This is a genomic window from Anaeromassilibacillus sp. SJQ-5, assembly GCF_054108045.1.
On record NZ_JBPJWQ010000001.1, the window covers coordinates 1,074,933 to 1,099,273 of the forward strand.

A 24,341-nucleotide genomic window follows, 5' to 3' on the forward strand; every position below is an offset into this window, starting at 1 on the left:
CCTCCTATAGCGTGCGCTGCCCGCAGAAGCAGCGCCGATATTCTTCGATGCAGTGGACGATGATTTTAATGGCTTCCTGCCGTCCCAGAGCTTCCCGCACCACCGTTTCCTTTCCCTCCAGCGACTTATACACCGAGAAAAAGTGCTGAATTTCGTCAAAGGTGTGGCTGGGCAGCTGGGAAATATCCTCGTACCCGGACAGGGAGGGATCCCGAAACGGCACCGCGATGATTTTTTCATCGGTGGACTCGTCATCCACCATCTGGATAACCCCGATGGGATAGCATTGCACCAGCGTCAGTGGCACGATGGACTCCTGGCAGAGCACCAGCACATCCAGCGGATCGCCGTCGTCGGCGTAGGTGCGGGGGATAAAGCCGTAGTTGGCCGGATAGTGGGTGGCTGTGTACAGCACCCGATCCAGCCGCAAAAGGCCGGTCTCCTTGTCCATTTCGTATTTATTCTTGCCGCCCTTGGGGATTTCGATGACGGCGGTGAAATTCTCCGGCTGAATGCGTTCCGGGGAGATGTCGTGCCATATGTTCATGCGTGTCGCTCCTTTGGTGATGATATTTCACATTTCCGGAGACGTATGCCGGAAGAACCCTCTCATTATTATACCGGATATCCGGCCATTTAGCAATAGAAGGTAAGGGAATTGCGGCAAAAACTTTAGGGCCGGGCCGCAAAAAGGGCCGCGCTTTTGTAAGCGCAGCCCTCTGTGTACGGTATGAGATTAAACGGCCCGGGTCACCTTGTTAGAACGCAGGCAACGGGTGCAGGCGTAAATCCTCTTCGGGGAACCGTCCACAACAGCCTTGACACGTTTAATATTCGGCTTCCAGGTGCGGTTAGAACGTCTGTGGGAGTGGGATACCTGGATGCCGAAAGTCACACTCTTTCCGCAGATATCGCATTTTGCCATAATCATCTGCACCTCCTTTTCAAAGCGATACGCTTTTTCCAAGGAATGAACCGGCCGCGGCCGACATCCTTAAAGAAAAACAACGGATATATCTTAGCAGATCCAGCCGGGAAAAGCAAGCTTTTTTTTCATTTCGATAAAAAATACCCGTTTCCCATCCCGGCCGCCGTGTGTGCAGGAGACAAAACCTCTTGCAATCCGGGTCGCCTGCGTTTATAATAAGAAGCACGGCGGACATGCTATTGAAGGAAAGTGGCCCGCCCGGGTAAAATGGAAAGGATGTTTACTGTATGACCGTGACGAAGGATACGCTGATTGGAGATATTCTCGATACTGACCGCACCACCGCCACCTATTTTATGGAGATGGGGATGCACTGCCTGGGCTGTCCCTCCGCTCGCGGGGAGACGCTTGAACAGGCCTGTATGGTGCATGGCGTCGACTGTGCCGCCATGGTGGAGAAAATCAACGCGCACATGGCCGGTCAATAATCCGGCTTGCCGCATCTTCTGTGCAACACGCTTGCGGGCCATGAATTGTGGCCCGCATTTTGCGTCTAGACGGAACTTCCCGTTCCGAACGGAATGGATATAAAGCAGGTGGATATATGCTGGATAAACGGCTGCGTTGCGTGGCCGGTTTGGTGCGCCCGGGGAGCGTTCTGGCGGATATCGGCACCGATCACGCCCATCTGCCGGTGTGGCTGGTGAAGGAGGGGGTCTGCCCCCGCGCGGTGGCGGCGGATATCCGCATCGGCCCGGCTGCCGCCGCTCGCCGTTCCGTCGAGGCGGCGGGACTGGAAGAGCGCATCGACGTGCGGGTGGGGGACGGTTTGGCACCCTTATGCCCCGGCGAGGCGGACGACATCGTGATCGCCGGCATGGGAGGAGAGACCATCGCCTCCATTCTGGAGGCCGCCCCCTGGACGAAAGATGGCCGGTACCGCTTGATTTTACAGCCCATGACCCGCCACGAATGCCTGCGGCGGTTTTTGCTGACCGGCGGCTTCGGCATTCTGTCGGAGCAGATCGTGCAGGAGGGCCGGCGGCGGTATCTGGTGCTGGCCTGTGCCTATACCGGCGCCCCGCCGGTGACCGAAGAAGCCGCGTATTATATCGGCCGCCTGCCGCTGCCCGAGGCGTCCGCCTATCTGCTGAGTCAGGCGGCGCGCCTGCGCCGGCAGGCCCAAGGGCTGGCGCGTCGGGCGGATGGCGCGGGGGAGGCCGCCCGCCTGGAAGCCATTGCCCGGGAAATGGAACGCACTGTGAGGGATAACCAATGACAATCGAAGATGTATGCGCCTTTCTGGGACAGATGGCCCCGGAGGATACCGCCGAGGCGTGGGATAATCCCGGCCTGCTGGTAACCGGCCGCTGCCGGGAGCTGTCCGCCGTTCTGGTGACGCTGGATGTCACCCCCGCCGCTCTGGAAGAAGCTGAAAGGGAAGGGGCCGGCCTTATCGTCAGCCACCACCCGGTGATTTTCGATCCTCTGCGCCGCCTGGACGCGGAGGAAATGCCCTATCGGCTGGCCGCCGCGGGGATCGCCGCCTACGCGGCCCATACCAATCTGGACAAAGCGCCTGGCGGTGTTAACGATACTCTGGCCGCCCTTCTGGGGCTGGAAGAGGTTGCGGCGGCCGACGACGGATTATGTCGTGTCGGCCGACTGCCCGCCGCCATGGAGGCTCGGGATTTCGCCTGCCTGGTCGCCCGTCGGCTTGGAACGCCGGTAAGGGCCTGCGGTGACGGCCCAGTGCGGTTCGTCGGCCTGTGCGGCGGCGCTGGGGGCGGCGAATGGATGAAGCTGAACCCCGCCGTGGATGCCTTTGTCACCGGCGAGGTGAAGCACCACGAATGGCTGGCCGCCCGGCAGGCGGGGCTGACCCTGGTGGACGCCGGTCATTATGCCACCGAGGTGTGTATTGTCGATGCCTTGGGCGGCTGGCTGCAAGAGGCCTTCCCGGCCCTCCGCGTCCTTGTCCATCGTGGGGAGGCTCCCTACCGTACCATTGAGTAATACTAGAAAAGGAGGCGGGCGACATGGCCTTTGACGGCGCGTTTTTGTCCTGCCTGCGCGCGGAACTGCAAGATACCCTGCGGGATGCCCGCATCGATAAAATCCACCAGCCCTCCCGGGAGGAGCTGGTGCTCTCCCTGCGCCGCCGGAACGGGGCGGAAAAGCTGTATATTTCGGCCCGGGCCAATTCGCCACGGATCCACTTCACCGCCGTCCCGCTGGAGAATCCTGCGCAGCCCCCCATGTTTTGTATGCTGCTGCGCAAACGGATGACCGGCGGTCGTCTGGCGGCTATCCGGCAGCCTGGTCTGGAGCGGGCCCTGTACCTCGATTTCGACTGTGTCAATGAGCTGGGCGACATCGTCCGCCTCACGCTGGCCGTGGAAATCATGGGCCGCCACAGCAATATCATCCTCGTGGAAAACGGCCAGGTGGTGGACGCCATCAAACGGGTGGACTGGGACATGTCCTCCGTGCGGCCAGTGCTGCCCGGCCTGCCCTATTCGCCGCCCCCCGCCGCTCCCGGCCGTCTGGATTTGTCCCAGGAGGAGCCTGCCGCCTTCGTCACGGCGGTGGAGAAGGGGAAGGACGATCCGCTTTCCAAGGCCCTGCTGGCCGTCTCCCACGGCTTGTCGCCCCTCCTCTGCCGGGAAATGGCCCATTTGGCCACCCGTGGGCAAGATACCCGCGCCGCCTCCCTGACGGCGGAGGACAAGCAGCGCCTGGCTTTCCATCTGGCCCGTTTAAAAGCCGCCGTTCTCGGCGGCGAAAACCGCAAGCCCTATCTGCTGCTGCATCCCGACGGCGCGCCCCTGGACTTCAGTTTTATCCCCATCACCCAGTACGGCCTCTCCGCCGTCGGGCGGGAAATGGCGAGTTTTTCCGCCCTGCTGGACGCCTTCTACGCCCAAAAAGACGGTGTCGAACGGATGAAGCAGCGCTCGCATGACCTGCTGCGGGTGCTGACCAACGCCTATGAGCGTACCTCCCGCAAGCTGGCCCACCAGCGGCAGGAGCTAGAGCAGTCGGAGAACCGGGAGGAACGCCGGATTTTCGGGGATCTCATCAACGCCAATCTCTATGCCATCGAAAAGGGCGCCCCTTTCGCCGATCTCGTCAATTACTACGACCCGGACTGCGCCACTCTGCGGGTACCCCTCGACCCCGCCCTGTCGGCGGCGCAGAACGCCCAAAAGTATTATAAGGAGTATCGTAAGGCCCAAACAGCGGAAAGGATTCTCGCCGAACAAATCGCCCGTGGCGAGGAAGAACTGCGGTATATCGACACCGTCTTTGATGCCCTGTCCCGCGCCTCCACCGTCCGGGAGATCGGGGAATTGCGGCAGGAACTGGCGGCGGGCGGCTACCTCCGCCTGCAAAAAAGCCGGCAGAAGCCTCCCGCCCCTCTGGGTCCCATGGAGTTTTGCTCCGACGACGGCTTCACCATCCTGGTGGGCCGCAACAACGTCCAGAACGACCGCCTCACCCTGAAAACCGCCCGCGGCGGCGACATCTGGTTCCATACTAAAAACATTCCCGGATCCCACGTCGTCGTCCTGACCCAGGGGGAGACCCCGCCCGATCGCACGCTGGAGCAAGCCGCCATTCTGGCCGCTTTCCATTCCCGGGCGGCGGGATCCGTCCAGGTGCCGGTGGACTATACCGCTGTCCGCCACGTGCGCAAGCCCGCCGGCGCCAAGCCCGGCATGGTGATTTACGACGCGAATCAGACGGCTTACGTCACCCCGGATGAGTCCCTGGTGGAGCGGCTGCGTAAGCATAAGGAGGATAAATAAATGGCGGCGTTTCTGCATACCAACCTCAACGTGCTGGATCTGGACAAAAGCCTCGCGTTTTACCGGCAGGCCCTGGGGCTCCGGGAAGCGCACCGCGTTATTCCCGAAGACGGCTCCTTTGTCATCGTTTTCCTGGAGGACGGCCACACCGGCTACCAGCTGGAGCTGACCTGGCTGCGCGACCGTCGGGAACCGTATAATCTGGGCGACAACGAGTTTCATCTGGCCTTCCGTGTGGAGGATAAAGCCGCGGCCCACGCCCTCCACGAATCCATGGGCTGCATCTGCTACGAGAACCCCGCCATGGATCTCTACTTCATCGAGGATCCCGACGGCTATTGGCTGGAAATCCTGGATCGCTAAAAAAGCCCTCCTGCTCAAGCGGGAGGGCTTTCCATCTGCCCGGAACGGATAATGGTGCGCCGGCCGAAAAACAGGAGAGACCCACCGGCGGCAAACAGCAGCAGTAAGCTGATGATCCCCATGGACGCCCGCCCGGTCAGCATATAAAACAGCGCGTACAGGAACGGCCCGGTCACAGCGGCAAACTTCCCGATGATGTCGAAGAACCCGAAATATTCATTGGAGCGCTCCGGCGGCACCAACTTGCCGAAGAAGGAGCGGGACAGCGCTTGAATCCCGCCCTGCACGGTCCCCACCAGCACCGCCATCAGCCAGAACAGCCGGGAGGACACCGCCAGCGCCCGGCGATAGCCCTCCTGTCTGGCCGCGTCCTGCGCGAAGGCCAGTAGCGCCGGCTTCATCCGCTCCACCATATGCAGCGCCTCTTCCCGGTACGCCGCCTTGGTGAATCCGTATCGGGAAGAGACCGGGTCCCGCAGCCGGGTCAGCACGTCCCCGAGCACCCCGGTCTCCCGTCCCGCCTCGTCCACCGCGTAGAAAGCGGCGCCCCGATCCGCGGCGGCCAGCGCGTCCTTGCCCTCCTCTCGGATATCGCCCAGCACCTGGCGCAGCGCAGCCGCGTCCTTGCCCACCAAGGTGGGCGGCACAGCGGCCTCGTTGACCGCCGCCGTATACTCCAGCTGATATGGCTCCACCTTCCAGCCCATGAAGAAGCCCACGCCGCAGATGATGAAATACACCGCGATGGCCGCCGTGATGAGATGCACCGCATGTATCCGCCGGGACAGGCGGCTGAACAGAAGGGAGCAGGGGACAGCCACCAACTGGGTCACTAGCAGCGCCAGGATCATGCCGGTGGAGCCCAACCCCAGCGTCGCGCCATAGTTGGTCGCCAGGGAAATCACCGTGTTGACCCCGTCAATGTAAAAGAAATACGCCAGTAAAAACAGATGCAGCCCCCGGTTGCTCCGGATGCGTCCCAGCGTGCCCCTCAGGTTTCGCCAGGTGGAAGTCAGCAAGCGAGAGGAAGGCACCTCTGTAAAGTGTGTCTGCTTCACATTGATCAGCAGCGGCAGGGAGAACACCGCCCACCATACGCTGGTCAGCAGAATGGAAAATTTGACCGCCCCCACGCTGAACCCGGTGAACAGCAGCGCCGCGATGGACAGCACGAAGGGCACCGTACTGCCGCCCAGATATCCCATGGCATACCCCCAGGCCGATACCTTGTCCATCCGGTCCCGGGTGGTCACGTCGGTCAGGAACGCGTCGTAGAACACGTTGGCGCCGGAAAACCCGATGTGGGAGAGCACATACCCGATGAGCATCCACTGCCAGCTGGCCACAAAGGCCGTCACCGCCGTAAAGCCCACCCCCAGCAGCAGAAAGCCCGCCAGCAGCTTTTTCTTCATGCCCCGGGTGTCGCCCGCCGCTCCCAGCACCGGGGCCAACACCGCCACCAGCAGGGAGGCGGCGGATACCCCCAATCCCCACCACCGGTTTCCCTCGTCGCCGGCTACTGTCGCGTAGTATATCGGGAAAATAGCCGCCGTCATGTTGGTGGCGTAGACGGAATTAGCCCAGTCGTATAGAATCCAGCTTTTTTCTGCCTTTGTAAAGGAGTTAGCCTTACCCCTCACGCGAGCGACCTCCCTTCAAAAAACCGCCCGCCGTATGCGGCGGGCGGTCCGTTATAAATCGTCGGCGTCCTGGACGGGCCGTTCCCCGTCCTCGTCGGTGCCGGTATAGCTGCCCAGCACGTCGGAGAGAATGAATCCCCGCCCCTGCTCTCGCAGCGTGTGGCTGTCGTCCCGCACCAGCGCCTGTCCGGCGGCGTCCAGCTTGCGATTGTCGCGTCTTTTCTTATCCATGGCTCAATAATCCTCGACGTGCATCTGGAAGTAGGCCTGGGCGTGCTTGCAGACCGGGCAGATGGTGGGCGGTGTCTCGCCGGTGTACAAGTGCCCGCAGTTCAGACAGACCCAGACGGTTTGCGCCTCTCTCTTGAAGACCTTGCCGGTGTTCAGGTTGTCCAGCAGCTTATTGAACCGCTCCTCGTGGCTCTTTTCGATTTTCGCCACTAGATCGAACAGGGCCGCCAGCTCGGTGAACCCCTCCTCCTTGGCGATTTGGGCGAACTCTTTGTACATTTCCGTCCATTCGTACCGCTCGCCCGCGGCCGCGTCGGCCAGGTTGGCGGGGGTGGCGGGCATCGCGTTGCCGTGGAGCCACTTGAACCAGATTTCCGCATGCTCCTTCTCGTTGTCCGCCGTCTCCTGGAAGATCTTGCCTATTTGCACATACCCGTCCTTTTTCGCTTGGGAGGCGTAAAAGGTGTACTTGTTGCGCGCCTGGCTCTCGCCGGCGAACGCAGCCATCAGATTGGCTTCGGTACGGCTTCCCTTAAATTCCATCAACAGTTCCTGCCTTTCCTTCCGGCTGTGCGCCGGGGTGATTTCCGCAATAGTATGCCCGGAAAACTGTGCCCATACGCCCGAACCGGAAAAATTCGGGCGGCTATTTGCCAAAAAGGTGTTGCGCCGGGGGACGAGCTGTGTCATACTATAGGCGTTATACGTCAATTTAAATGCGGTTTTCCCCTTATGTTTTTTCGAAAGGCTGATGGTCCTTGAGCGATTTATGCAATATGTGCCGGCCGCCGGACGAACGGTCGGCTCCCGCCGGTATGTCACCGCTCGCGCCCTCCCGCGCCATTTTGGATAAGAACGGCCGCCAGCTGATTTCCATCGACAGCCATGTGCTCGTCGGCCCTATGGCGGCTGAAAGACATGCCCACCACGAGCTGGAAATTTCCTGCGTGCCCTCGGGCTACGGCACGTATCATATCAACGAGAAGTTCTACGATATCCGCCCGGGCGACGTATTTATCCTGCCCAATACAGATTATCATGGACTGGAGTTGGCCGACGGCCAGAAAATGAACAATCTGGTCATCCATTTCGACACCGCCTTTATCTGGAACTCCCTGGCCAGCGATCTCGATTATAATTTCCTGCTGGTCTTTTTTGAAAACGGCAAGAATTTTTCCCACCGGCTGGATAGGGACAATCCCGCCACCCGCCGCATTTTTTCCCTTATGATGGAGATTATGCAGGAATTCCGGGAGCAGCGCCCCTGCTACGAGCTGCTCGTGAAAATCAAGCTGCAAACCATTTTTACCGAGATTATCCGCAACTACGATTATATCGATCGGGAAAAGGCCCGTAAGCCCATCCAGCAGGAGGACGTGGCGCAGCTGAACGAGGTCATCCGCTACATCGACGAGCATCTGGACGGCGAGATCCGCCTGGCCCAGCTGGCCTCCATCGCCCATGTCAGCCCCGCCTATTTTTCCACGCTGTTCAAACGGTATAACGGCCTGTCCCCGGTGGAATACGTGGTGCACCGGCGGATCCAGCGGGCCATTGAGCTCATCCGTACCACCAGCATGAACCTGACCGACATCGCCATGTCCTGCGGCTTCAACAACAGCACCAATTTTTATAAAGCCTTCCGCAAGGTGACTGGCCGCACACCGGTGTCCTATCGGAAAAACGGCGGCGATATCTGAGGACGGATAAAAATAGTTGAAAAAAATGGGCGCAATAGTTGCTGAAAAACTGAGAATTTGCGTTATAATAAAGTCAAACCGCTATTCTCTAATTGATAGTAAGGAGCTGACAAAATGAAACTGGGCGTACTGACCGTCCCGCTGCAGGGGATGCCCGCTGAGGAGGCGTTTGCCTACCTGCATGGCCTGGGAGTGGAAACCGTGGAACTGGGTACCGGCGGGTATACCAACAACAACCACCTGAAGCCCGAGGTCTATTTAAACGACGACGGGAAAATCGAGGAATTCAAGCAGCTGCTCAAAAAGAACGAGCTGGAAATCAGCGTGCTGTCCTGCCACGGCAATCCGGTGCACCCGGATAAAGCCACGGCCGAGATGTATCACAACGTGTTTGTGGACACCTGCAAGCTGGCACAGAAGTTGGGGGTGGACACCATCGTGACCTTCTCCGGCTGTCCCGGCGACTGCCCGGAATCCAAGCGCCCCAACTGGGTCACCTGCGCCTGGCCGCCCGAGTATGGCGAAACCCTGGAGTACCAGTGGAATGACGTGCTGATCCCGTATTGGAAAAAAGCGGCGGATATCGCTAAATCCTACGGCGTGAAAAAAATAGCCTTTGAGATGCATCCCGGCTTCTGCGTGTACAACCCGGCCACCCTGCTGCGCCTGCGGGCCGCGGTGGGGGATATCCTGGGCGCCAACTTCGACCCCAGCCACCTGATTTGGCAGGGGATGGATCCGGTGGCCGCTCTGCGGGAACTCAAGGGCGCGGTGTACCATTTCCATGCCAAGGACACCAAGGTGGATCCCTATAACAAAGCGAAAAACGGCGTGCTGGATACCGGCAGCTACGGCGATCTGTTGGATCGCAGCTGGGTGTTCCGCACGGTGGGCTACGGCTCCGATACCGCCCTGTGGAAGGACATGATGTCCACCCTGCGGATGATCGGGTACGAGGGCTCGGTCAGCATCGAGCATGAAGACGGTCTGATGTCCGTCAAACAGGGGCTGGAGAAAGCGATCCGCTTCCTGCAGGACGTGATGATCACCGAACAGCCCGCCCAGATGTGGTGGGCGTGAGCGCTCCCTCTTCGGGAGAATAGAATTCCTGCGATCGGAAAGGACATCGTGACATGAAACAGTATAAAGCGGCTCTCGTCGGCTACGGCGGGATGGGCCATTGGCACTTCGAAGGGATCTGCAAAACCGACCGGGTGAAATTCGTCGGCGTGTACGACATCGATCCCAAGCGGATGGAGCTGGCGAAGTCGGAAGGCTTTGAAAAGCTCTATGATTCCTACGAGGCGATGCTGGCCGACGCGAGCCTGGACATCATCGTGGTGGCCACCCCCAACAACTTCCATAAAACCCTGGTATGCCAGGCGCTGGAGGCCGGGAAAGCCGTCGTGTGCGAGAAGCCGGTGGCCATGTCCAGCGGAGAGCTGCAGGACATGATGGATACTGCGAAACGCACCGGCAGCCTGTTCACCATCCACCAGAACCGCCGCGCCGACGCCGATTATCTGGCCATGCGGGAGCAGGCGGAATCCGGTCTTCTCGGCAAGGTGTTTGAGATCGAGTCCCGCGTGACCGGATCCCGCGGCATCCCGGAGGGCTGGCGGCAGTACGCCGTGGCCGGCGGCGGCATGATGCTGGACTGGGGCGTCCATCTCATCGATCAGCTGATGATGATGAACCCCACCCCCGTCACGTCGGTGTTCTGCGATATGTACCATGTGGCGTATCAGGAATGCGACGACGGCTTTAAGCTTCAGCTCAAATTCGAGGACGGCGTCATGGCCACCATCGAGGTGGGCACCAGCCATTATATCGAGGCGCCCCGCTGGTATGTCTGCGGCGATCGCGGTGCGCTGACCATTCCGGATTGGAGCTGCAACGGCAAGGTGGTGCGCGCCAGCCAGCATGAGGTCACCTGGGAAGAGGAGATCATCTACACCAAGGCCGGCCCCACCAAGACCATGGCCCCCCGCGCCAAGGATACCATCGAGGAAATCGCCCTCGACCCGGATAAGTATTTCTCCGATTACGATGTCTTTTACCGCAACCTGGCCGACGTTCTGGACGGCACGGCGGAGCTCCGCGTCAAGCCGGAGGAGGCCATGCGCGTCATGAAGGTAATGGAAGCGGCGTTCGAATCCGACCGCACCGGCCAAGCGATTCTTGGCCGCTTCTGATTGAAAGAAAGGTGGGAGTAGTATGATTCGCGTCACCGTATGGAATGAAAATATCCATGACCGAGAGGTGCAGGAGGTCAAGGATCTGTATCCCCTGGGCATCCATGGCACCCTGGCCGCTTATCTGAATACCCTGGAGGGCGTGGAAGCCCGCACCGCCACCTTGGAGCAGCCGGAATGCGGCCTGCCCGACGAGGTGCTGAACAACACGGACGTCATGATTTGGTGGGGGCACTGCGGCCACCATCTCGTGCCCGACGAGTTGGCCCGCAAGGTGGCCGACCGCGTCCTAGGGGGCATGGGTCTCATCGTGCTCCACTCCGGCCATTATTCCAAGCCTTTCCGCCTCCTGATGGGCACCACCTGCTCCCTGCGCTGGCGGGACGGCGATTTTGAACGGATGTGGTGCATGAATCCCGGCCATCCCATCGCCGAAGGTGTCCCCGCTTGGTTTGAGCTGGAAAAGGAAGAGATGTACGGCGAGCATTTCGATATTCCCAATCCGGATGAAATCGTCTTCGGCGGCTGGTTCCGCGGCGGCGAGCTGTTCCGCTCCGGCTGCTGCTGGCACCGCGGGGCGGGGAAGGTCTTCTACTTCCAGCCCGGCCACGAGACAAACCCCTCCTACCACAACCCCCATGTCCTGAAAATTATCGGTAACGCCGTGAAATGGGCCGCCCCCGCCAACTGGCGGACCACTTTGGAATGCTTCCACACCGAACTGACCACCGAGGAGCTCTCCGCCGCCGGCCGCGGCGACGAGGTCGGACAGTACTAATTTTCCATCATACATTGACGCGGTCTGAAGAGAAGATCTTCAGACCGCGTATTTTTTACGAATGCGGCTTGGATAGGCCTCAGCGGCCTTACAGGGCCGCGCGCAAATCGCCTCCCTCGCGGACTCACGGCGAGCCAAGCCTTCCCCTTGAGGGGAAGGTGGCAATGGCTGCCGCTGTTACCCATCGGATAATTCCGCTATTTTCCCGCAAATTTGAAAGGCGATTCTGGCTCCCAGCAGCAGGCCAATTTCCAAATACACATCTTCGAACACCGAGACTTGCTCGTTGAAGTACCCGGCGATTTCGTCGAATTCATCGATGTTCGTAAACCGGGCCTCGAAGAACGCCGTGGCGTTTTTCCTGGCTTCCTGGAGCCTTTGAGCATAGGACTTGTCGGACGGCCTTTCAAAGCTTTCCCCGCCATGCATCAGGAAGGCCTCGATCGAGTTTAAATCGGCCCTGCGATAAGAATGGTTGAAGTCCATACCGTTTTCCTCCTTGTTCATAAAAAATTTACTTTTTCGATTCTTAACTGAATATTTTAGAATATCAAACCACATGAATAATTCTAAACTAAAAAATTGAAATTGTCAATATCGTTTTCAAATGTTGAGTTAACATATTGCTTTTATTTTTGCAATTATCAATTATTTGGTATACAATTTTAGCACGGAGAGGATGTGGCCTTGTATGGGAATGGCGAAAATAGTCAAGACCTTGCTGTTGGAACGCGATATGACCCTGACGGATTTGGCCGGGAAACTGGGGAAAACGGTTCAGAATATGAGCGCGAAGTTGCGTCGAGATAATCTGTCTGAAAAAGAATTGCAGGATATTGCCAAGGCGTGCAACGCCACATTTGTCGGTGGCTTTATATTGAACGATACGAAAAAGGAAATAAAATAGTTTTTCGTAAGCAGGGGATAGGGCGCCGCTTACAGCGTCCAAACCACATCAGCGGGCCATAAAAATGGCTCGCTTTTTTAAATCCTATCGGGGGTTATGTAGGTATGCGGGGCATGACCCCGCGACCCTATTGAACCTGTGCCGCTCCCGCACCCCTTCTTTCTTTTTCGTGCGTGAAAAAGAAAGAAGGGGGAGAAAGAAAAAGCCTTAACCAACAGACGCACGGGAAAAGAACACGTCGAATCTTTCCTGTCCTATCAATTTAAAATTGCGCTCGCGCCTAAAGGCGCTATAGTGCGCCCAGCGCCTATCTGCCGGGAAGCGTGTCCTTTTCCCGCGCTACGAGCGCGCTGACGCGCGTAGTATACTTGAGCGATCACCCAAATTGTACAATCCGGTGGGGTCTCCCCGTCTTAGGACGGTGAGCCCTATCAATCAAGCCCGGATACCCCCCCAGCTTGCGGCCACCTTCTACGGGATCCTCGTATGGGCTCGGCGGCCTAAGCCGACGAGACCGGCAGCGGCAGAGCATCGATCATAATCCGTCCATCCTTCCCATGCAGCGCAGCCCCAGGGGAGTTGGTCGCCCAACTTCCGCAACGTGTGGCGGCGTACAGTCGAGGCGGGGGCGGTAGTGGGCTAGAACGTTGTCACCGCGGCAACTAGCGGGCGTATCTATGGCGACGCAGGTGCTAAAGTTTTTATTTTATTTGTTTGGGTTCGGAACCCGCAGCGACACAGGGGTTGCCGCGAGCCACAACGTCGGCCTCCCCCCGCCGTATGGTTCTATAAGGCTTTTTCTTTCTCCCCCATCTTTCTTTTTCACGCACGAAAAAGAAAGATGGGGTGCGGGCGCGGCACTGGTGGCATAGGGACGCGGGGCAGTCCCCCGCACACCTACACATAACCCAATAGAGCATTACAAAAGCGCTGCTAATAGAATCGCGGGTTTCTGTCCCGCATACCAACGCTGTACTCGATAGGACATAGCAAGGGAGGGGGCCTCCCTTTTTTTCTGCCCGGAAAGATTGACAAATTTGCTACAATCCTTCATAATAGAGAAGATAACAACCTTTAGGAGTGGATGACCATGGGAGACACCATTGCGCAAAAGCTGATTCGTTCGCATCTGGTCAGCGGCGACATGTCCGTTCCCGGCAGCGAAATCGGTTTGAAGATCGACCAGACCTTGACACAGGACGCCACCGGTACCATGGCTTACCTGGAATTTGAAGCCATGGGCGTGCCTCGCGTAAAGACCGAGCGATCGGTCGCGTATATCGATCACAATACCCTGCAAACCGGCTTTGAAAACGCCGACGACCATCGCTATATCCAGTCGGTATGCAAAAAGCACGGCCTGTATTTTTCCCGCCCCGGCAACGGCATCTGCCATCAGGTGCATCTGGAGCGGTTCGGCATTCCCGGTAAAACCCTCATCGGGTCGGACAGCCATACCCCCACCGGTGGCGGTATCGGCATGCTGGCCTTCGGCGCGGGCGGCCTGGACGTGGCCGTGGCCATGGGCGGCGGCACCTACTACATCTCCATGCCCAAGATGGTGCGGGTCAACCTGACCGGCCGTCTGCGGCCCTGGGTGGCGGCGAAGGACGTCATTCTCGAGGTGCTCCGTCTCCTGTCCGTCAAGGGTGGCGTGGGCAAAATCATCGAATACGGCGGGGAAGGGGTCAAGACCCTTTCCGTGCCGGAACGGGCCACCATCACCAACATGGGGGCCGAGCTGGGCGCCTCCACCTCGGTTTTCCCCTCCGACGACGTGACCCGGGCGTTCATGAAGGCCCAGGGCCGGGAGCAGGATTGGGTGGAGCTGAGCGCCGACGCCGACGCGGTGTACGACGAGGTGGTGGATATCGACCTGTCCTCCCTGCGTCCCCTGGCCGCCTGCCCCCATTCTCCCGACAACGTGAAGGCGGTGGAGGATCTCGGCCCCCTGCCGGTTAACCAGTGCTGCATCGGCTCCTGCACCAACTCCTCGCTGATGGATATGCTCAAGGTGGCGGCCATCCTCAAGGGCAAGACTGTTCACCCGGATGTCAGCCTCTCCATCGCCCCCGGCTCCAAGCAGGTGTACAACATGCTGGCCGAAAACGGCGCTTTGGCCGACCTCATCGCGGCGGGCGCCCGGATTCTGGAATGCGCCTGCGGCCCCTGCATCGGCATGGGCCAGTCGCCGAACTCCGGCGGCATCTCCCTGCGTACCTTCAACCGCAATTTTGAGGGCCGTTCCGGCACCGCCGACGCCCAAGTCTATCTGGTCAGCCCCGAGGTGGCGGCGGCCTCCGCCCTCACCGGCGTGCTGACCGATCCCCGCACCCTGGGCGAGGCCCCCGTCGTCACCCTGCCCGAGCGCTTCCTCATCAACGACAATATGATCGTGCCTCCTGCCGATGAGGCCGATATGGACGCGGTGGATATCGTCCGCGGTCCCAACATTAAGCCCTTCCCCAAAACCGCGCCCCTGCCCGAGACGGTGGAAGCGCCGGTGCTGCTCAAGGTGGGGGACAATATCACCACCGACCATATCATGCCCGCCGGGGCCAAAATCCTGCCCCTGCGGTCCAATATCCCCGCCATTTCGGAGCATTGCTTCGTGCGCTGCGACGAGGAATTCCCCGCCCGCTGCAAGAAGCAGGGGAAGGGGATCATCATCGGCGGATCCAACTACGGGCAGGGCAGCTCCCGGGAACACGCGGCCCTGGCGCCTCTGTATTTGGGCATCAAGGCCGTCATTGTCAAGTCCTTCGCCCGCATCCATGTGGCGAACCTCATCAACGCCGGCATCCTGCCTCTGACCTTTAAGAATGAGGCGGATTACGACCGGATTTCCCTCATGGACGACATCGTCCTGCCCGACGTGCGCGCTTGCCTGGAGCAGGGCAAGGACGTGACGCTCGAAAACCGCACGACGGGGGAGAGCTTCCCCCTGAACGCCGCCTTCTCCCGCCGCCAGGTGGAGATGCTGCTGGCCGGCGGCCTGCTGGACTATACCCGCAATCAAAACGGATGAGACGCCCAGCTGTTTTAGAGAAGGGGTGGTAGTATGGCAAAAAGCGAATACATTTCCATGTCGGTGGTGCGCCGCCTGCCCCGGTATTACCGGTTCCTGTATGACTTGAAGGAAAACGGCGTCACCCGGATTTCCTCCCGGGAGCTGTCCCAGAGGATGGGGCTGACCGCCTCCCAGATCCGGCAGGATCTCAACTGCTTCGGCGGCTTCGGCCAGCAGGGCTATGGGTACATGGTCGAGCAGCTGTACACGGAAATCGGTCATATCCTCGGCATGGACTCCCTGTCGGACACCGTCCTGCTAGGGGCCGGCAATATGGGGAAAGCCATCGCCAATCACATGGATTTTGAAAACCGGGGCATTCGGCTGGTGGGGATTTTTGACGATTCCCCCGCGGTCATCGGCAAAAAGGTGCGGGGCATGACAGTGCGCCCCACCGCCGAGCTGGAGGAGGTCTGCGCCGGGTGCAGCCCGCAGGTGGCCATTCTCTGCATCCCCAAGGAGGCCGCACCCGCCCTGGTGGAACGGCTGATCGCCCAAGGCGTCCGCGGCTTCTGGAATTTTTCCCATTACGATATCACCTATCATCATCCCGGCCTGGTGGTGGAGAACGTCCATCTGGGCGATAGCCTGATGACCCTGTCCTACCAGTTGAAAAAGGAATAACAGCGAAAACGGCCAGGGAACGCGCGGTCATGACCGCGCCCTTCCCTGGCTGTTGCGTATCAAAGGAGGAAAACCGTCTTTGTTGTCAAAAAAGCGCGCGGCCGCCATTGCCGCCCGGTTTGGCAAGCCGCCGGACAATCGGTACGAGGATGAGGATTTCCGATGTATTCGTTCCTATTACGATTACCGCCGGGAAAAAGAGCCGGAAACCTTTGCCCTGGATGAAACCACCTGGTACGATTTGTATCTGGATACCCTGTTTGAACGGGTCAGCAGCACCGGCAGCGCTTCCGGCGAGCAGCTGTTGTATTATCAGCTGCGCTGCCCGGCGATGGAGCGGGATGAATACGAACGGCGGCATGGACTCATCCGCCTGATGGAGGAACAGCCGGAGCTGCGCCAAAAGCTGCAGGTTCTTCTGTCCCGTCTGGGGAAAACCGGCGGGGCGCGGACCATCGAGGCGTTTTCCCCCTCCGCTCACGGGAAATGCGGCCTAGTTGTCGCCCTGCTGCTGCTCGTTGGGCTGATCGGCAGCGGGATCGGCCTGATCGTCTCGCCGGCCGCCCTCCCGTTTCTCCTCCTTTTTCTATTCGGGAATCCGATTTATCATATCGCCATGCTTCGTCGGCTGGAAACTCACCTGCCCGCCGCCAGCTATTCGGTATCCCTGATCGCCGTTTTTCAGAAAATCTGCCGGTTGTACGGCAAGGAACTGGCCGCGTACCTGCGCCCCTACGAAGCCGCTGAAAAGCGGACCCGCGCGTTGTCCCGGATGGGCTTTAGCGCCTTTGCCTACGACAATGAGTTCGCGCAGATCCTCAATAGCCTGTGCTTGTTTGATCTCATTTTGTATGAGTGGACGAAGGTCGGCCTCAGCCGCCTGCGGGAGGATATTTTTGCCGTTCATGAGTGCGTGGGCCGCCTGGACGCCGCCATTGCGGTGGCCTCCTATCGCAAAAGCGCCGCCGTGTACTGCGACCCGGCTATTGACTTTGACAAAGAGGGACCCTCCCATTTCACCGCCGCCGGTTTGGTTCACCCGCTGCTCAAAAACCCGGTGGCCAACACGGTGGAGCTGACTGGATCCCTGCTGCTGACCGGCTCCAACGCGTCGGGAAAATCCACGCTGATCAAGGCGGCGGCCCTAAGCGCGATTATGGCGCAGAGCCTTTGCACAGCGCCCTGCACCGCCTATTCCGCCTCCGCCTTTCATGTCTATACATCCATGGCCCTGTCGGACGACATTCTGGCGGGGGAGAGCTATTTTATCACAGAGCTGAAAGCGTTCCGCCGGATCCTGACGGCGGTCGAGCGCGGGGAACGGGTGCTGTGTGCCATCGATGAAATTCTGCGGGGCACCAATACGGTGGAACGGATCGCCGCCTCCAGCACTCTGCTGCGGTATCTCGCCGGAGAAACCGCCGTCTGCATCGCCGCCACCCACGATATTGAATTGTGTGCGCTGCTGTCCGACGCGTACGAAATGGCGCATTTCGAGGAGGCGATTGCCGGCGATACCATCGCGTTCGACTATCGCCTGCGTCCCGGCCCTGCCTGCACGCGCAACGCCATCCGTTTGCTGACCCTGATGGGGTTTGATAAAGCCTTGACCCAGGAAGCGGAGAACCGGGCGGAGAGGTATCTGCAAGAGGGCGTGTGGTAACGGCCACAAACCGTCGAAAAAGCGGCCTTTTTCGTTCGCAGATGTTCGAAAAAAGCGCTCCGCCGTGCGAAAAAAAGCACGGCGGAGCGCTTTTGTGTGAAAAAATCAGCCCTTTTTGAAGCTGTCCTTGAGGGAAACCGAGCGGTTAAACACCAGATGTCCCGGCCGGCTGTCCACATTGTCCACGCAGAAATAGCCCAGCCGCAGGAACTGAAAAGCCTGCGGAGCGGCCGCACAGGCCAAATCCGCCTCCACCTTGCACCCCGTCAGGGTTTCAAGAGAGTCGCGGTTGAGGCACGCGAGGAAGTCCTCCTCGCCCCCCTCCGGATCGGCCTCGGTGAACAGCGAAGCATACAGCCGCACCTCCGCCTCCGCCGCCGTCTCCGCGTCTACCCAGTGGATGGTGCCCTTGACTTTACGGCCGTCGGGGGTGTTGCCGCCGCGGGTTTCGGGGTCGTATTCAGCTAGAACCTCCACCACGTTACCGGCCTCGTCCTTGACGCAGCCGGTGCATTTGACGACGTAGGCCGACTTCAGGCGTACCTCATTGCCGGGGAACAGGCGGAAATAGCCCTTGACCGGCTCCTCCATGAAATCGTCCCGCTCCACCCACAGGGTGCGGGAAAAGGAGACGGGGCGGGTGCCGCTGTCCGGACGGGCAGGGTTGTTCTCTATGGAGAAGGTCTCGGTGGTATCCGCCGGATAGTTGACGATGGTCAGCTTCAGGGGGCGGAGCACGGCCATGGCCCGGGGGGCGTTTAGGTTCAAATCCTCCCGCAGGCAGTGCTCAAGCAGGGCCACGTCCACCACGCTGAACACCTTGGACACCCCCACACGCTCAATGAAATTGCGGATGGAAGCGGGGGTATAGCCCCGGCGGCGCAGGCCGGACAGGGTGGGCATTCGGGGGTCGTTCCAGCCGGTGAGATAGTCGTCCTCCACCAGCTGGCGCAGCTTGCGCTTGGACATGACGGTGTAGTTGATGTTCAGGCGGGCGAACTCAATCTGCCGGGGATCCGCCTCGAGATCCACATGCTCCACCACCCAGTTGTACAGCGGGCGGTGATCCTCAAACTCCAGGGAGCAGAGGGAGTGGGTGATCCCTTCGAGCATGTCCTCGATGGGGTGGGCGAAATCGTACATGGGATAGACGCACCATTTGTCCCCTTGACGATGATGGTGGGCGTGATTGATGCGGTAGATGACCGGATCGCGCATGTTGAAATTGCCGCTGGCCAGGTCGATTTTGGCCCGCAGGGTCATGGAGCCGTCCGGGAATTCCCCGGCCCGCATCCGGGCGAAAAGGTCGAGGCTTTCCTCCACCGGGCGATCCCGGTAGGGGCTGACCGCCGGGCGGGACAGGTCGCCCCGGTTTTCCCGCATTTGCTCGGGGGTCAGCTGGCAGACGTAGGCGAGCCCCTTACGAATGAGGCCGACCGCCAGCTCATACATCTTCTCAAAATAATCGGAGGCGTAGTAGAAATGCTTGCCCCAGTCGTAGCCCAGCCAGTGAATGTCCTCCTGGATGGCGTCCACGTATTCTACGTCTTCCTTGGTGGGGTTGGTGTCGTCCATGCGCAGATGGCATTCGCCGCCAAACTTTTCCGCCATGCCGAAGTCGATGCACAGCGCCTTGGCGTGACCGATATGCAGGTAGCCGTTGGGCTCGGGGGGAAAACGGGTCTGGATGGCGCGGCCATGACAGCGGCCGCCCTCCGCGAGCTCCTCGCGGATGATGTCTTCAATGAAATTGCTGGATTCCGGCGTTTTGACTGTTTCTTCCGACATGGTTATGGAACTCCTGTCCTTGAGGCCGCGGGCGGCCTTTATTTTCTATAGGCGTCGGCGGCTTCCCGGAGGCGGGCGATAACCCGCTCCTTGCCGAGATGCCGCATGATGGCGCAGAGGTCGGGGGTGTTGCGGCGGCCCGTCACCGCGATGCGCAGGACGGTGCTGACGTCCCCGGCGTGCCCTTTATAGCCCTCCGGATTCTTTTTGTACTCCTTGACCTCTGGGCAGAACCCGAGGGAGGGACACATGGCCTTGACCGCGTCGAACCAGGCCTGCTTGTCGAGAGTGGGATCGTAAACCGCCGCATACGCCTCCAGGATAGCGGTGGCGTCCGCCGGGGCGATATTTTCCGGCAGGTCGAAGGCGCGCTGATACAGGCTGTCGTAAAAATAGGCGGCGTATTCCTTGGCGTCGCTCCATTTGGCGATGTCCTTGCGGGGCTTGCTGCCGCCGCGATCGATGGCGAAGATGCCTTCGGCATAGACCGGATCGCTTTCCAGCAAAGCGGAAAACTCCGGATCATATTGTGCCGCCCAGCGGCGGATATATCCGGCGACGGTGGGCGCGTCCATAAAGGCGATGACGTTTTTGCTCACATCGTCCAGCTTGTCCATATCGAACAGGGCGCCGGACACGCTCATTTTTTTCAGGTTGAAGGGGAAGCGGCTGCGGGGCTCGCCGGGATTGCGCCGCCGCCAATCCTCAAAATCGCTGTTGGCGATGGTCAGCAGGTATTCCAGTACGCTGTCGGCCGGATAGCCCTGCTCGGCGTAGAAGTGCATGGCCGCCTCCGGATCCTTGCGCTTGGACAGCTTGCGCTTGCCGCCGTTCTCCTCCTTCATAATGGGACTGACGTGGGCGTATTTCGGCGGCTTGAAGCCCAGCAGACGGAACAGCTGAAGGTGCTTGGGCACGGAGGAAATCCACTCGTCGCCCCGGATGACGTGGGTGGTGCGCATGAGATGATCGTCCACGGCGTGGGCAAAGTGATAGGTAGGCACGCCGTCCGATTTAAGCAGCACCAAATCCTCGTCGTTCTCCGGCATCTCGATGGTGCCCTTGATCATATCGTCGAATTTGACGCGGTTTTCCTCGCTGCCGGGGGAGCGCAGCCGCACCACGTAGGACGCGCCCGCCCGCACCCGTTCAAGCGCCTCCTCGGGCGAAAGGGAGCGGCAGGGGGCGTAGGCCCCATAGTAGCCGGTGCGCTGCTTGGCCTCCTCCTGTTGTTCGCGGACCGCCTGCCGCTGCTCCTCGGTGCAGAAGCAGGGGTAGGCTAGCCCCTTTTCCACCAGGGACTTGACGTAGCATTGGTAGATGGCCACCCGTTCGCTCTGCTGATACGGGCCGTAAGCGCCCCGCACCTCGCCGGGCGCGACAAAGCCCTCGTCGATGGTCAGGCCGTAGGCATTCAGGCCGGTGAGAATATCCTCCGCGCCGCCTGCCACCTCCCGCTTTTTGTCGGTGTCCTCCAGGCGGAAATAGAACACCCCGTCGGAGGCGCTGGCGGTCAGCCGGTTGACCATGGCGGTGAAAAACACGCCGAGATGCAGATACCCGGTGGGGCTGGGAGCAATGCGGGTGACCCGGGCACCCTCCTTCAGCGCGCGGGGCGGATACATGGCCTCGTAATCCTCCGGCGTGTGGGTGATGGCGGGAAACATGGCCGCGGCCAGACTTTCCAATGTCGTCATGTCGATGGTCCTTTCACTGGGATGTATTCCTTTCTACTTTACAATTTTTAGTTGAAAATGTCAATCGATGATGGTAAGATAAAAGGGTTACCACACAGAAAGCTTTGTCGGCAGCGGCTGGAAAAACGCTTGCCGCTGAAAAATGGAGGAATCGGTATGAACTATGCCTTTGCCGAACGGGTGCAGAACCTGAAGCCTTCGGCGATTCGAGAAATCCTGAAATATTCGTCGGATCCGGCGGTCATCCCCTTTTCGGCGGGGAACCCCGCGCCGGAAGCGTTTCCCGTGGAGGCGGTGCAGGAAATCACGGCGAGGATTCTCAGCGAGCATCCCATCGACGCGCTGCAATACAGCCTGACCGAGGGCTATCCGGCCCTGCGGGAGCGGCTGAGCGCGTATATGAAGGAAAAGCACAACGTCGGCCGGGACGGCGACGTGCTGCTGGTGACCTCCGGCGCCCAGCAGGTGATGGGGCTGGCGGTCAAGGCCCTGTGCAACAAGGGGGACGTGGTGCTCTGCGAGGCCCCAAGCTTTATCGGATCTCTCAACGCCTTCCGCTCCATGAACGCCCGGCTGGTCGGCGTGCCGATGGAGAGCGACGGCATGGATATGAACGCCCTGGAGGACGCGCTGAAAACCAACGAGAACGTTAAGTTCATTTATACCATCCCCAATTTTCAGAACCCTTCCGGCATCACCATGAGCCTGGAGAAGCGCCAGGCCATGCTGGCGCTGGCCAAAAAGTATCAGGTGCTGATTCTGGAGGATAACCCTTACGGGGATCTCCGCTTCGAGGGCGCGTATATCCCGTCCATTAAGTCGATGGACGAGGACGGGCTGGTGCTGTACGCGGGCAGCTTCTCCAAGGTGCTGTCGCCCGGGCTGCGGGTGGGCTACGCCATCGGGCCGGCCCCGGTGGTGCAGAAAATGATCGTCTGCAAGCAGGGGGAGGACGTGCACACCGGCATCCTGTCCCAGATGATCTGCGAGCGGTTCATGGCGGCATACGACTACGAGGCGCATTTGAAGGCCCTGCAGGATCTCTATCGGGAACGGGCGCGGGCCATGTGCCGCTACATCGACGAATATCTGGCGCCGGCCGGCGTTACCTATCAGCCGGTGACCGGCGGCCTGTTTGTTTGGTGCACCCTGCCTGAGCGGATTTCGATGCCGGAATTCTGCACCCGCGCCGTCAAAGAGCGCAAGGTCGCCGTGGTGCCGGGCTCCGCCTTCCTGGTGGATGAAGGTCTGCCCTGCTCCTCCTTCCGCGTCAACTTCTCCACCCCCACGGTGGAGGCGATGGAGCGCGGCTGTGTCCAGCTGGGCGAGCTTGCCAGGGAATACCGGAATTGACACCACAGATATAAAGGGGTTTTGGAAGTATGGAACATACCATGGAAACGACCGCGCCGCGCAAAAAACGGGCGCTGAGCTGCATCCAGCCCACCGGCGTGCCCACCCTGGGCAACTATCTCGGGGCGCTGCGCAACTGGGTGACGATGCAGGAGGAATTCGACTGCGCTTACGCGGTGGCGGATCTGCACGCCATCACGGTCCGTCAGGAGCCGGCCAAGCTGCGCGCCCAGACGACTGAGATGTTTGCGCTGCTGCTGGCCATCGGCCTGGATCCGGATAAGAGCTTGATTTTCGTGCAGTCCCAGGTGCCGGCCCATGCCGAGTTGACCTGGCTGCTGTCCTGCAACGCCCAGTACGGCGAGATGGCCCGGATGACCCAGTTCAAGGACAAATCGGCCAAGCATGCGGATAATGTGACGCTGGGGCTGTTCGCTTACCCTGCGCTGATGGCGGCGGACATCCTGCTGTATCAGCCGGATTACGTGCCGGTGGGGGCGGATCAGAAGCAGCATGTGGAGCTGACCCGGGACATTGCCGCGCGCTTCAACGGCCATTACGGCGGGGTGTTCACGGTGCCGGAGCCCTACATCATGAAGACGGGCGCGCGGGTGCGCTCCTTGCAGGATCCTACCAAAAAGATGTCCAAGTCGGACGAAAACCAGAACGCTTTTATTTCGCTTAAGGACGACGCCGCTACTATCCTGCGGAAGTTCAAGCGGGCCGTTACCGACAGCGAGGCCCGGGTGCACTACGCCGAGGGCAAGGATGGCATCAACAACCTGATGGAAATTTACAGCGCGGTGACCGGCAAGGACATGGCGGCCATCGAGGCGGAGTTCGAGGGACGGGGCTACGGCGATTTCAAAGTCGCCGTGGGCGAGGCCGTGGCGGAAGAGCTCCGGCCCATTCAGGAGCGGTTCGCCGAGCTGATGAAGGACAAGGCGCAGCTGGAAATCTTGATGAAGCAGGGCGCGGAACGGGCCGCACAGATAGCCACCCGCACGCTGGATAAGGCCAAAAAGAAGATGGGATTCGTCCTGCTGAAATAAGGAAAAACCGGAGGGCCGCAGCCCTCCGGTTTTTAATATTGGGTCAAATGACCTTCCGTGCGCAGGCCGGGGAAGCCCCACTGGCGCAGTGCCTCATACACGCCCACGGCCACAGAATTGGACAGGTTGAGGGAGCGGGCGGCATCGTTGTCGATCATGGGCAGACGTACGCAGCTGTTCGGATTGTCGTGCAGCAGGCTTTCCGGCAGGCCCTTGGTCTCCTTGCCGAAGACCAGGTACGCGCCGTCGGGATAGGCAACGTCGCTGTAGATATGGCTGGCTTTGGTGGAAAAATAAAAGAAGGGGCCGGCGTTTCTGGCAAAAAAGTCGTCCAGGTTCTTGTAATAGGTAACGTCCAGAAGGGGCCAGTAGTCCAGGCCCGCCCGTTTCAGCTTTTTGTCATCAATGGTAAAGCCCATGGGCTCCACCAGATGGAGACGGGCGCCGGTGGCGGCGCAGGTACGGCTGATGTTGCCGGTGTTCTGCGGGATTTCGGGCTCGACCAGCACGATATTCAGCTGCGGCATACGGTTGCTTCCT

24 protein-coding genes are annotated in these 24,341 nt (G+C 60.0%); 15 read left to right on the forward strand and 9 right to left on the reverse strand.

The window, feature by feature from the left end:
- Nucleotides 1–4: 4 nt before the first annotated feature.
- Both ACSAMM_RS04440 and rpmB read right to left on the reverse strand, forming a co-directional pair.
- Nucleotides 5–547, reverse strand: a complete 543-nt coding sequence (locus tag ACSAMM_RS04440) for an inorganic diphosphatase (protein WP_178721743.1) — start codon at nucleotides 545–547, stop codon at nucleotides 5–7.
- A gap of 189 nt (nucleotides 548–736) precedes the next feature.
- Nucleotides 737–925 (reverse strand): 50S ribosomal protein L28, encoded by a 189-nt coding sequence (rpmB, locus tag ACSAMM_RS04445; protein ID WP_178628320.1) that lies wholly within the window; start codon nucleotides 923–925, stop codon nucleotides 737–739.
- Between the two features lie 290 nt (nucleotides 926–1,215).
- Here rpmB and ACSAMM_RS04450 point away from each other — a divergent pair, with 290 nt between their 5' ends.
- The 5 genes from ACSAMM_RS04450 to ACSAMM_RS04470 all read left to right on the forward strand — a co-directional run bounded on the left by ACSAMM_RS04450 (nucleotide 1,216) and on the right by ACSAMM_RS04470 (nucleotide 5,103).
- On the forward strand, nucleotides 1,216–1,416 hold the full coding sequence (locus ACSAMM_RS04450) for a DUF1858 domain-containing protein (protein ID WP_178721741.1): 201 nt from the start codon (nucleotides 1,216–1,218) through the stop codon (nucleotides 1,414–1,416).
- Nucleotides 1,417–1,532: 116 nt separating this feature from the next.
- Nucleotides 1,533–2,207: a class I SAM-dependent methyltransferase gene (locus tag ACSAMM_RS04455; RefSeq protein WP_457790053.1), complete on the forward strand. Its 675-nt coding sequence runs from the start codon at nucleotides 1,533–1,535 to the stop codon at nucleotides 2,205–2,207.
- Nucleotides 2,204–2,944 (forward strand): Nif3-like dinuclear metal center hexameric protein, encoded by a 741-nt coding sequence (locus ACSAMM_RS04460; RefSeq protein ID WP_457790055.1) that lies wholly within the window; start codon nucleotides 2,204–2,206, stop codon nucleotides 2,942–2,944. Before ACSAMM_RS04455 ends, ACSAMM_RS04460 begins: the two co-directional genes overlap by 4 nt.
- Before the next feature lie 23 nt (nucleotides 2,945–2,967).
- Nucleotides 2,968–4,740, forward strand: coding sequence for an NFACT RNA binding domain-containing protein (locus ACSAMM_RS04465; protein ID WP_178721735.1), 1,773 nt, complete (start codon nucleotides 2,968–2,970; stop codon nucleotides 4,738–4,740).
- The gene (locus tag ACSAMM_RS04470; protein WP_457790057.1) at nucleotides 4,741–5,103 is read left to right on the forward strand and encodes a VOC family protein; all 363 of its coding nucleotides are present in this window, start codon (nucleotides 4,741–4,743) and stop codon (nucleotides 5,101–5,103) included. It abuts the gene before it with no gap.
- A 14-nt stretch (nucleotides 5,104–5,117) separates the two neighbouring features.
- Here ACSAMM_RS04470 and ACSAMM_RS04475 read toward each other — a convergent pair whose 3' ends face one another.
- Genes ACSAMM_RS04475 through rbr form a run of 3 tightly spaced genes read right to left on the reverse strand, consistent with a single transcriptional unit; the run spans nucleotide 5,118 to nucleotide 7,517 of the window.
- Nucleotides 5,118–6,743: an MFS transporter gene (locus ACSAMM_RS04475; RefSeq protein WP_457790058.1), complete on the reverse strand. Its 1,626-nt coding sequence runs from the start codon at nucleotides 6,741–6,743 to the stop codon at nucleotides 5,118–5,120.
- Nucleotides 6,744–6,794: 51 nt separating this feature from the next.
- On the reverse strand, nucleotides 6,795–6,974 hold the full coding sequence (locus ACSAMM_RS04480) for a hypothetical protein (RefSeq protein WP_457790060.1): 180 nt from the start codon (nucleotides 6,972–6,974) through the stop codon (nucleotides 6,795–6,797).
- Between the two features lie 3 nt (nucleotides 6,975–6,977).
- Nucleotides 6,978–7,517, reverse strand: coding sequence for a rubrerythrin (gene rbr, locus ACSAMM_RS04485; protein ID WP_178721765.1), 540 nt, complete (start codon nucleotides 7,515–7,517; stop codon nucleotides 6,978–6,980).
- Between the two features lie 215 nt (nucleotides 7,518–7,732).
- Between rbr and ACSAMM_RS04490 the strand changes: the two genes are divergently transcribed.
- From ACSAMM_RS04490 to ACSAMM_RS04505, 4 genes are all read left to right on the forward strand, one after another.
- Nucleotides 7,733–8,674: a helix-turn-helix domain-containing protein gene (locus ACSAMM_RS04490; protein WP_178721729.1), complete on the forward strand. Its 942-nt coding sequence runs from the start codon at nucleotides 7,733–7,735 to the stop codon at nucleotides 8,672–8,674.
- A gap of 114 nt (nucleotides 8,675–8,788) precedes the next feature.
- Nucleotides 8,789–9,754, forward strand: coding sequence for a TIM barrel protein (locus ACSAMM_RS04495; RefSeq protein WP_178721727.1), 966 nt, complete (start codon nucleotides 8,789–8,791; stop codon nucleotides 9,752–9,754).
- A 53-nt stretch (nucleotides 9,755–9,807) separates the two neighbouring features.
- Nucleotides 9,808–10,869 carry a Gfo/Idh/MocA family protein gene (locus tag ACSAMM_RS04500; protein WP_457790063.1) on the forward strand — a complete coding sequence of 354 codons (1,062 nt, stop codon included), beginning with the start codon at nucleotides 9,808–9,810 and terminating at the stop codon, nucleotides 10,867–10,869.
- A gap of 22 nt (nucleotides 10,870–10,891) precedes the next feature.
- Complete coding sequence (locus ACSAMM_RS04505) at nucleotides 10,892–11,647, forward strand: ThuA domain-containing protein (RefSeq protein ID WP_457790065.1); 756 nt, start codon at nucleotides 10,892–10,894, stop codon at nucleotides 11,645–11,647.
- A 177-nt stretch (nucleotides 11,648–11,824) separates the two neighbouring features.
- On the opposite strand, the gene ACSAMM_RS04510 is transcribed toward ACSAMM_RS04505, so the two are convergent.
- Entirely contained in the window at nucleotides 11,825–12,154 is a 330-nt protein-coding gene (locus ACSAMM_RS04510; protein WP_457790067.1) for a hypothetical protein, read from the reverse strand.
- Nucleotides 12,155–12,338: 184 nt separating this feature from the next.
- On the opposite strand from ACSAMM_RS04510, the gene ACSAMM_RS04515 reads away from it, so the two are divergent.
- From ACSAMM_RS04515 to ACSAMM_RS04530, 4 genes are all read left to right on the forward strand, one after another.
- Nucleotides 12,339–12,554, forward strand: coding sequence for a helix-turn-helix transcriptional regulator (locus ACSAMM_RS04515; RefSeq protein ID WP_178726254.1), 216 nt, complete (start codon nucleotides 12,339–12,341; stop codon nucleotides 12,552–12,554).
- A gap of 1,090 nt (nucleotides 12,555–13,644) precedes the next feature.
- Nucleotides 13,645–15,582, forward strand: a complete 1,938-nt coding sequence (locus ACSAMM_RS04520; protein WP_457790069.1) for an aconitate hydratase — start codon at nucleotides 13,645–13,647, stop codon at nucleotides 15,580–15,582.
- A 33-nt stretch (nucleotides 15,583–15,615) separates the two neighbouring features.
- The gene (locus ACSAMM_RS04525) at nucleotides 15,616–16,248 is read left to right on the forward strand and encodes a redox-sensing transcriptional repressor Rex (protein ID WP_457790071.1); all 633 of its coding nucleotides are present in this window, start codon (nucleotides 15,616–15,618) and stop codon (nucleotides 16,246–16,248) included.
- 79 nt (nucleotides 16,249–16,327) lie between these two features.
- On the forward strand, nucleotides 16,328–17,911 hold the full coding sequence (locus ACSAMM_RS04530) for a MutS-related protein (RefSeq protein ID WP_457790073.1): 1,584 nt from the start codon (nucleotides 16,328–16,330) through the stop codon (nucleotides 17,909–17,911).
- Between the two features lie 105 nt (nucleotides 17,912–18,016).
- Here the strand turns inward: ACSAMM_RS04530 and ACSAMM_RS04535 are convergent, their stop codons facing one another.
- The gene (locus ACSAMM_RS04535) at nucleotides 18,017–19,699 is read right to left on the reverse strand and encodes a glutamine--tRNA ligase/YqeY domain fusion protein (RefSeq protein ID WP_457790075.1); all 1,683 of its coding nucleotides are present in this window, start codon (nucleotides 19,697–19,699) and stop codon (nucleotides 18,017–18,019) included.
- Nucleotides 19,700–19,737: 38 nt separating this feature from the next.
- The gene (gene gltX, locus ACSAMM_RS04540) at nucleotides 19,738–21,396 is read right to left on the reverse strand and encodes a glutamate--tRNA ligase (RefSeq protein ID WP_178726247.1); all 1,659 of its coding nucleotides are present in this window, start codon (nucleotides 21,394–21,396) and stop codon (nucleotides 19,738–19,740) included.
- 156 nt (nucleotides 21,397–21,552) lie between these two features.
- Here gltX and ACSAMM_RS04545 point away from each other — a divergent pair, with 156 nt between their 5' ends.
- Both ACSAMM_RS04545 and trpS read left to right on the forward strand, forming a co-directional pair.
- The gene (locus ACSAMM_RS04545) at nucleotides 21,553–22,749 is read left to right on the forward strand and encodes an aminotransferase-like domain-containing protein (protein WP_457790077.1); all 1,197 of its coding nucleotides are present in this window, start codon (nucleotides 21,553–21,555) and stop codon (nucleotides 22,747–22,749) included.
- A 29-nt stretch (nucleotides 22,750–22,778) separates the two neighbouring features.
- Nucleotides 22,779–23,801, forward strand: coding sequence for a tryptophan--tRNA ligase (gene trpS, locus ACSAMM_RS04550; RefSeq protein WP_457790079.1), 1,023 nt, complete (start codon nucleotides 22,779–22,781; stop codon nucleotides 23,799–23,801).
- Nucleotides 23,802–23,833: 32 nt separating this feature from the next.
- Here the strand turns inward: trpS and ACSAMM_RS04555 are convergent, their stop codons facing one another.
- Complete coding sequence (locus ACSAMM_RS04555) at nucleotides 23,834–24,328, reverse strand: tRNA (cytidine(34)-2'-O)-methyltransferase (protein ID WP_178726243.1); 495 nt, start codon at nucleotides 24,326–24,328, stop codon at nucleotides 23,834–23,836.
- Nucleotides 24,329–24,341: the final 13 nt, after the last annotated feature.

Coding starts and splice junctions, on each gene's coding strand:
- ACSAMM_RS04480 (WP_457790060.1), bottom strand. CDS start 6,974: ATGGATAAGAAAAGACGCGACAATCGCAAGCTGGACGCCGCCGGACAG.
- ACSAMM_RS04460 (WP_457790055.1), top strand. CDS start 2,204: ATGACAATCGAAGATGTATGCGCCTTTCTGGGACAGATGGCCCCGGAG.
- ACSAMM_RS04500 (WP_457790063.1), top strand. CDS start 9,808: ATGAAACAGTATAAAGCGGCTCTCGTCGGCTACGGCGGGATGGGCCAT.
- ACSAMM_RS04440 (WP_178721743.1), bottom strand. CDS start 547: ATGAACATATGGCACGACATCTCCCCGGAACGCATTCAGCCGGAGAAT.
- ACSAMM_RS04510 (WP_457790067.1), bottom strand. CDS start 12,154: ATGAACAAGGAGGAAAACGGTATGGACTTCAACCATTCTTATCGCAGG.
- ACSAMM_RS04495 (WP_178721727.1), top strand. CDS start 8,789: ATGAAACTGGGCGTACTGACCGTCCCGCTGCAGGGGATGCCCGCTGAG.
- gltX (WP_178726247.1), bottom strand. CDS start 21,396: ATGACGACATTGGAAAGTCTGGCCGCGGCCATGTTTCCCGCCATCACC.
- ACSAMM_RS04535 (WP_457790075.1), bottom strand. CDS start 19,699: ATGTCGGAAGAAACAGTCAAAACGCCGGAATCCAGCAATTTCATTGAA.
- rpmB (WP_178628320.1), bottom strand. CDS start 925: ATGGCAAAATGCGATATCTGCGGAAAGAGTGTGACTTTCGGCATCCAG.
- ACSAMM_RS04545 (WP_457790077.1), top strand. CDS start 21,553: ATGAACTATGCCTTTGCCGAACGGGTGCAGAACCTGAAGCCTTCGGCG.
- ACSAMM_RS04505 (WP_457790065.1), top strand. CDS start 10,892: ATGATTCGCGTCACCGTATGGAATGAAAATATCCATGACCGAGAGGTG.
- ACSAMM_RS04555 (WP_178726243.1), bottom strand. CDS start 24,328: ATGCCGCAGCTGAATATCGTGCTGGTCGAGCCCGAAATCCCGCAGAAC.
- ACSAMM_RS04455 (WP_457790053.1), top strand. CDS start 1,533: ATGCTGGATAAACGGCTGCGTTGCGTGGCCGGTTTGGTGCGCCCGGGG.
- ACSAMM_RS04450 (WP_178721741.1), top strand. CDS start 1,216: ATGACCGTGACGAAGGATACGCTGATTGGAGATATTCTCGATACTGAC.
- ACSAMM_RS04525 (WP_457790071.1), top strand. CDS start 15,616: ATGGCAAAAAGCGAATACATTTCCATGTCGGTGGTGCGCCGCCTGCCC.
- rbr (WP_178721765.1), bottom strand. CDS start 7,517: ATGGAATTTAAGGGAAGCCGTACCGAAGCCAATCTGATGGCTGCGTTC.
- trpS (WP_457790079.1), top strand. CDS start 22,779: ATGGAACATACCATGGAAACGACCGCGCCGCGCAAAAAACGGGCGCTG.
- ACSAMM_RS04465 (WP_178721735.1), top strand. CDS start 2,968: ATGGCCTTTGACGGCGCGTTTTTGTCCTGCCTGCGCGCGGAACTGCAA.
- ACSAMM_RS04470 (WP_457790057.1), top strand. CDS start 4,741: ATGGCGGCGTTTCTGCATACCAACCTCAACGTGCTGGATCTGGACAAA.
- ACSAMM_RS04520 (WP_457790069.1), top strand. CDS start 13,645: ATGGGAGACACCATTGCGCAAAAGCTGATTCGTTCGCATCTGGTCAGC.
- ACSAMM_RS04515 (WP_178726254.1), top strand. CDS start 12,339: ATGGGAATGGCGAAAATAGTCAAGACCTTGCTGTTGGAACGCGATATG.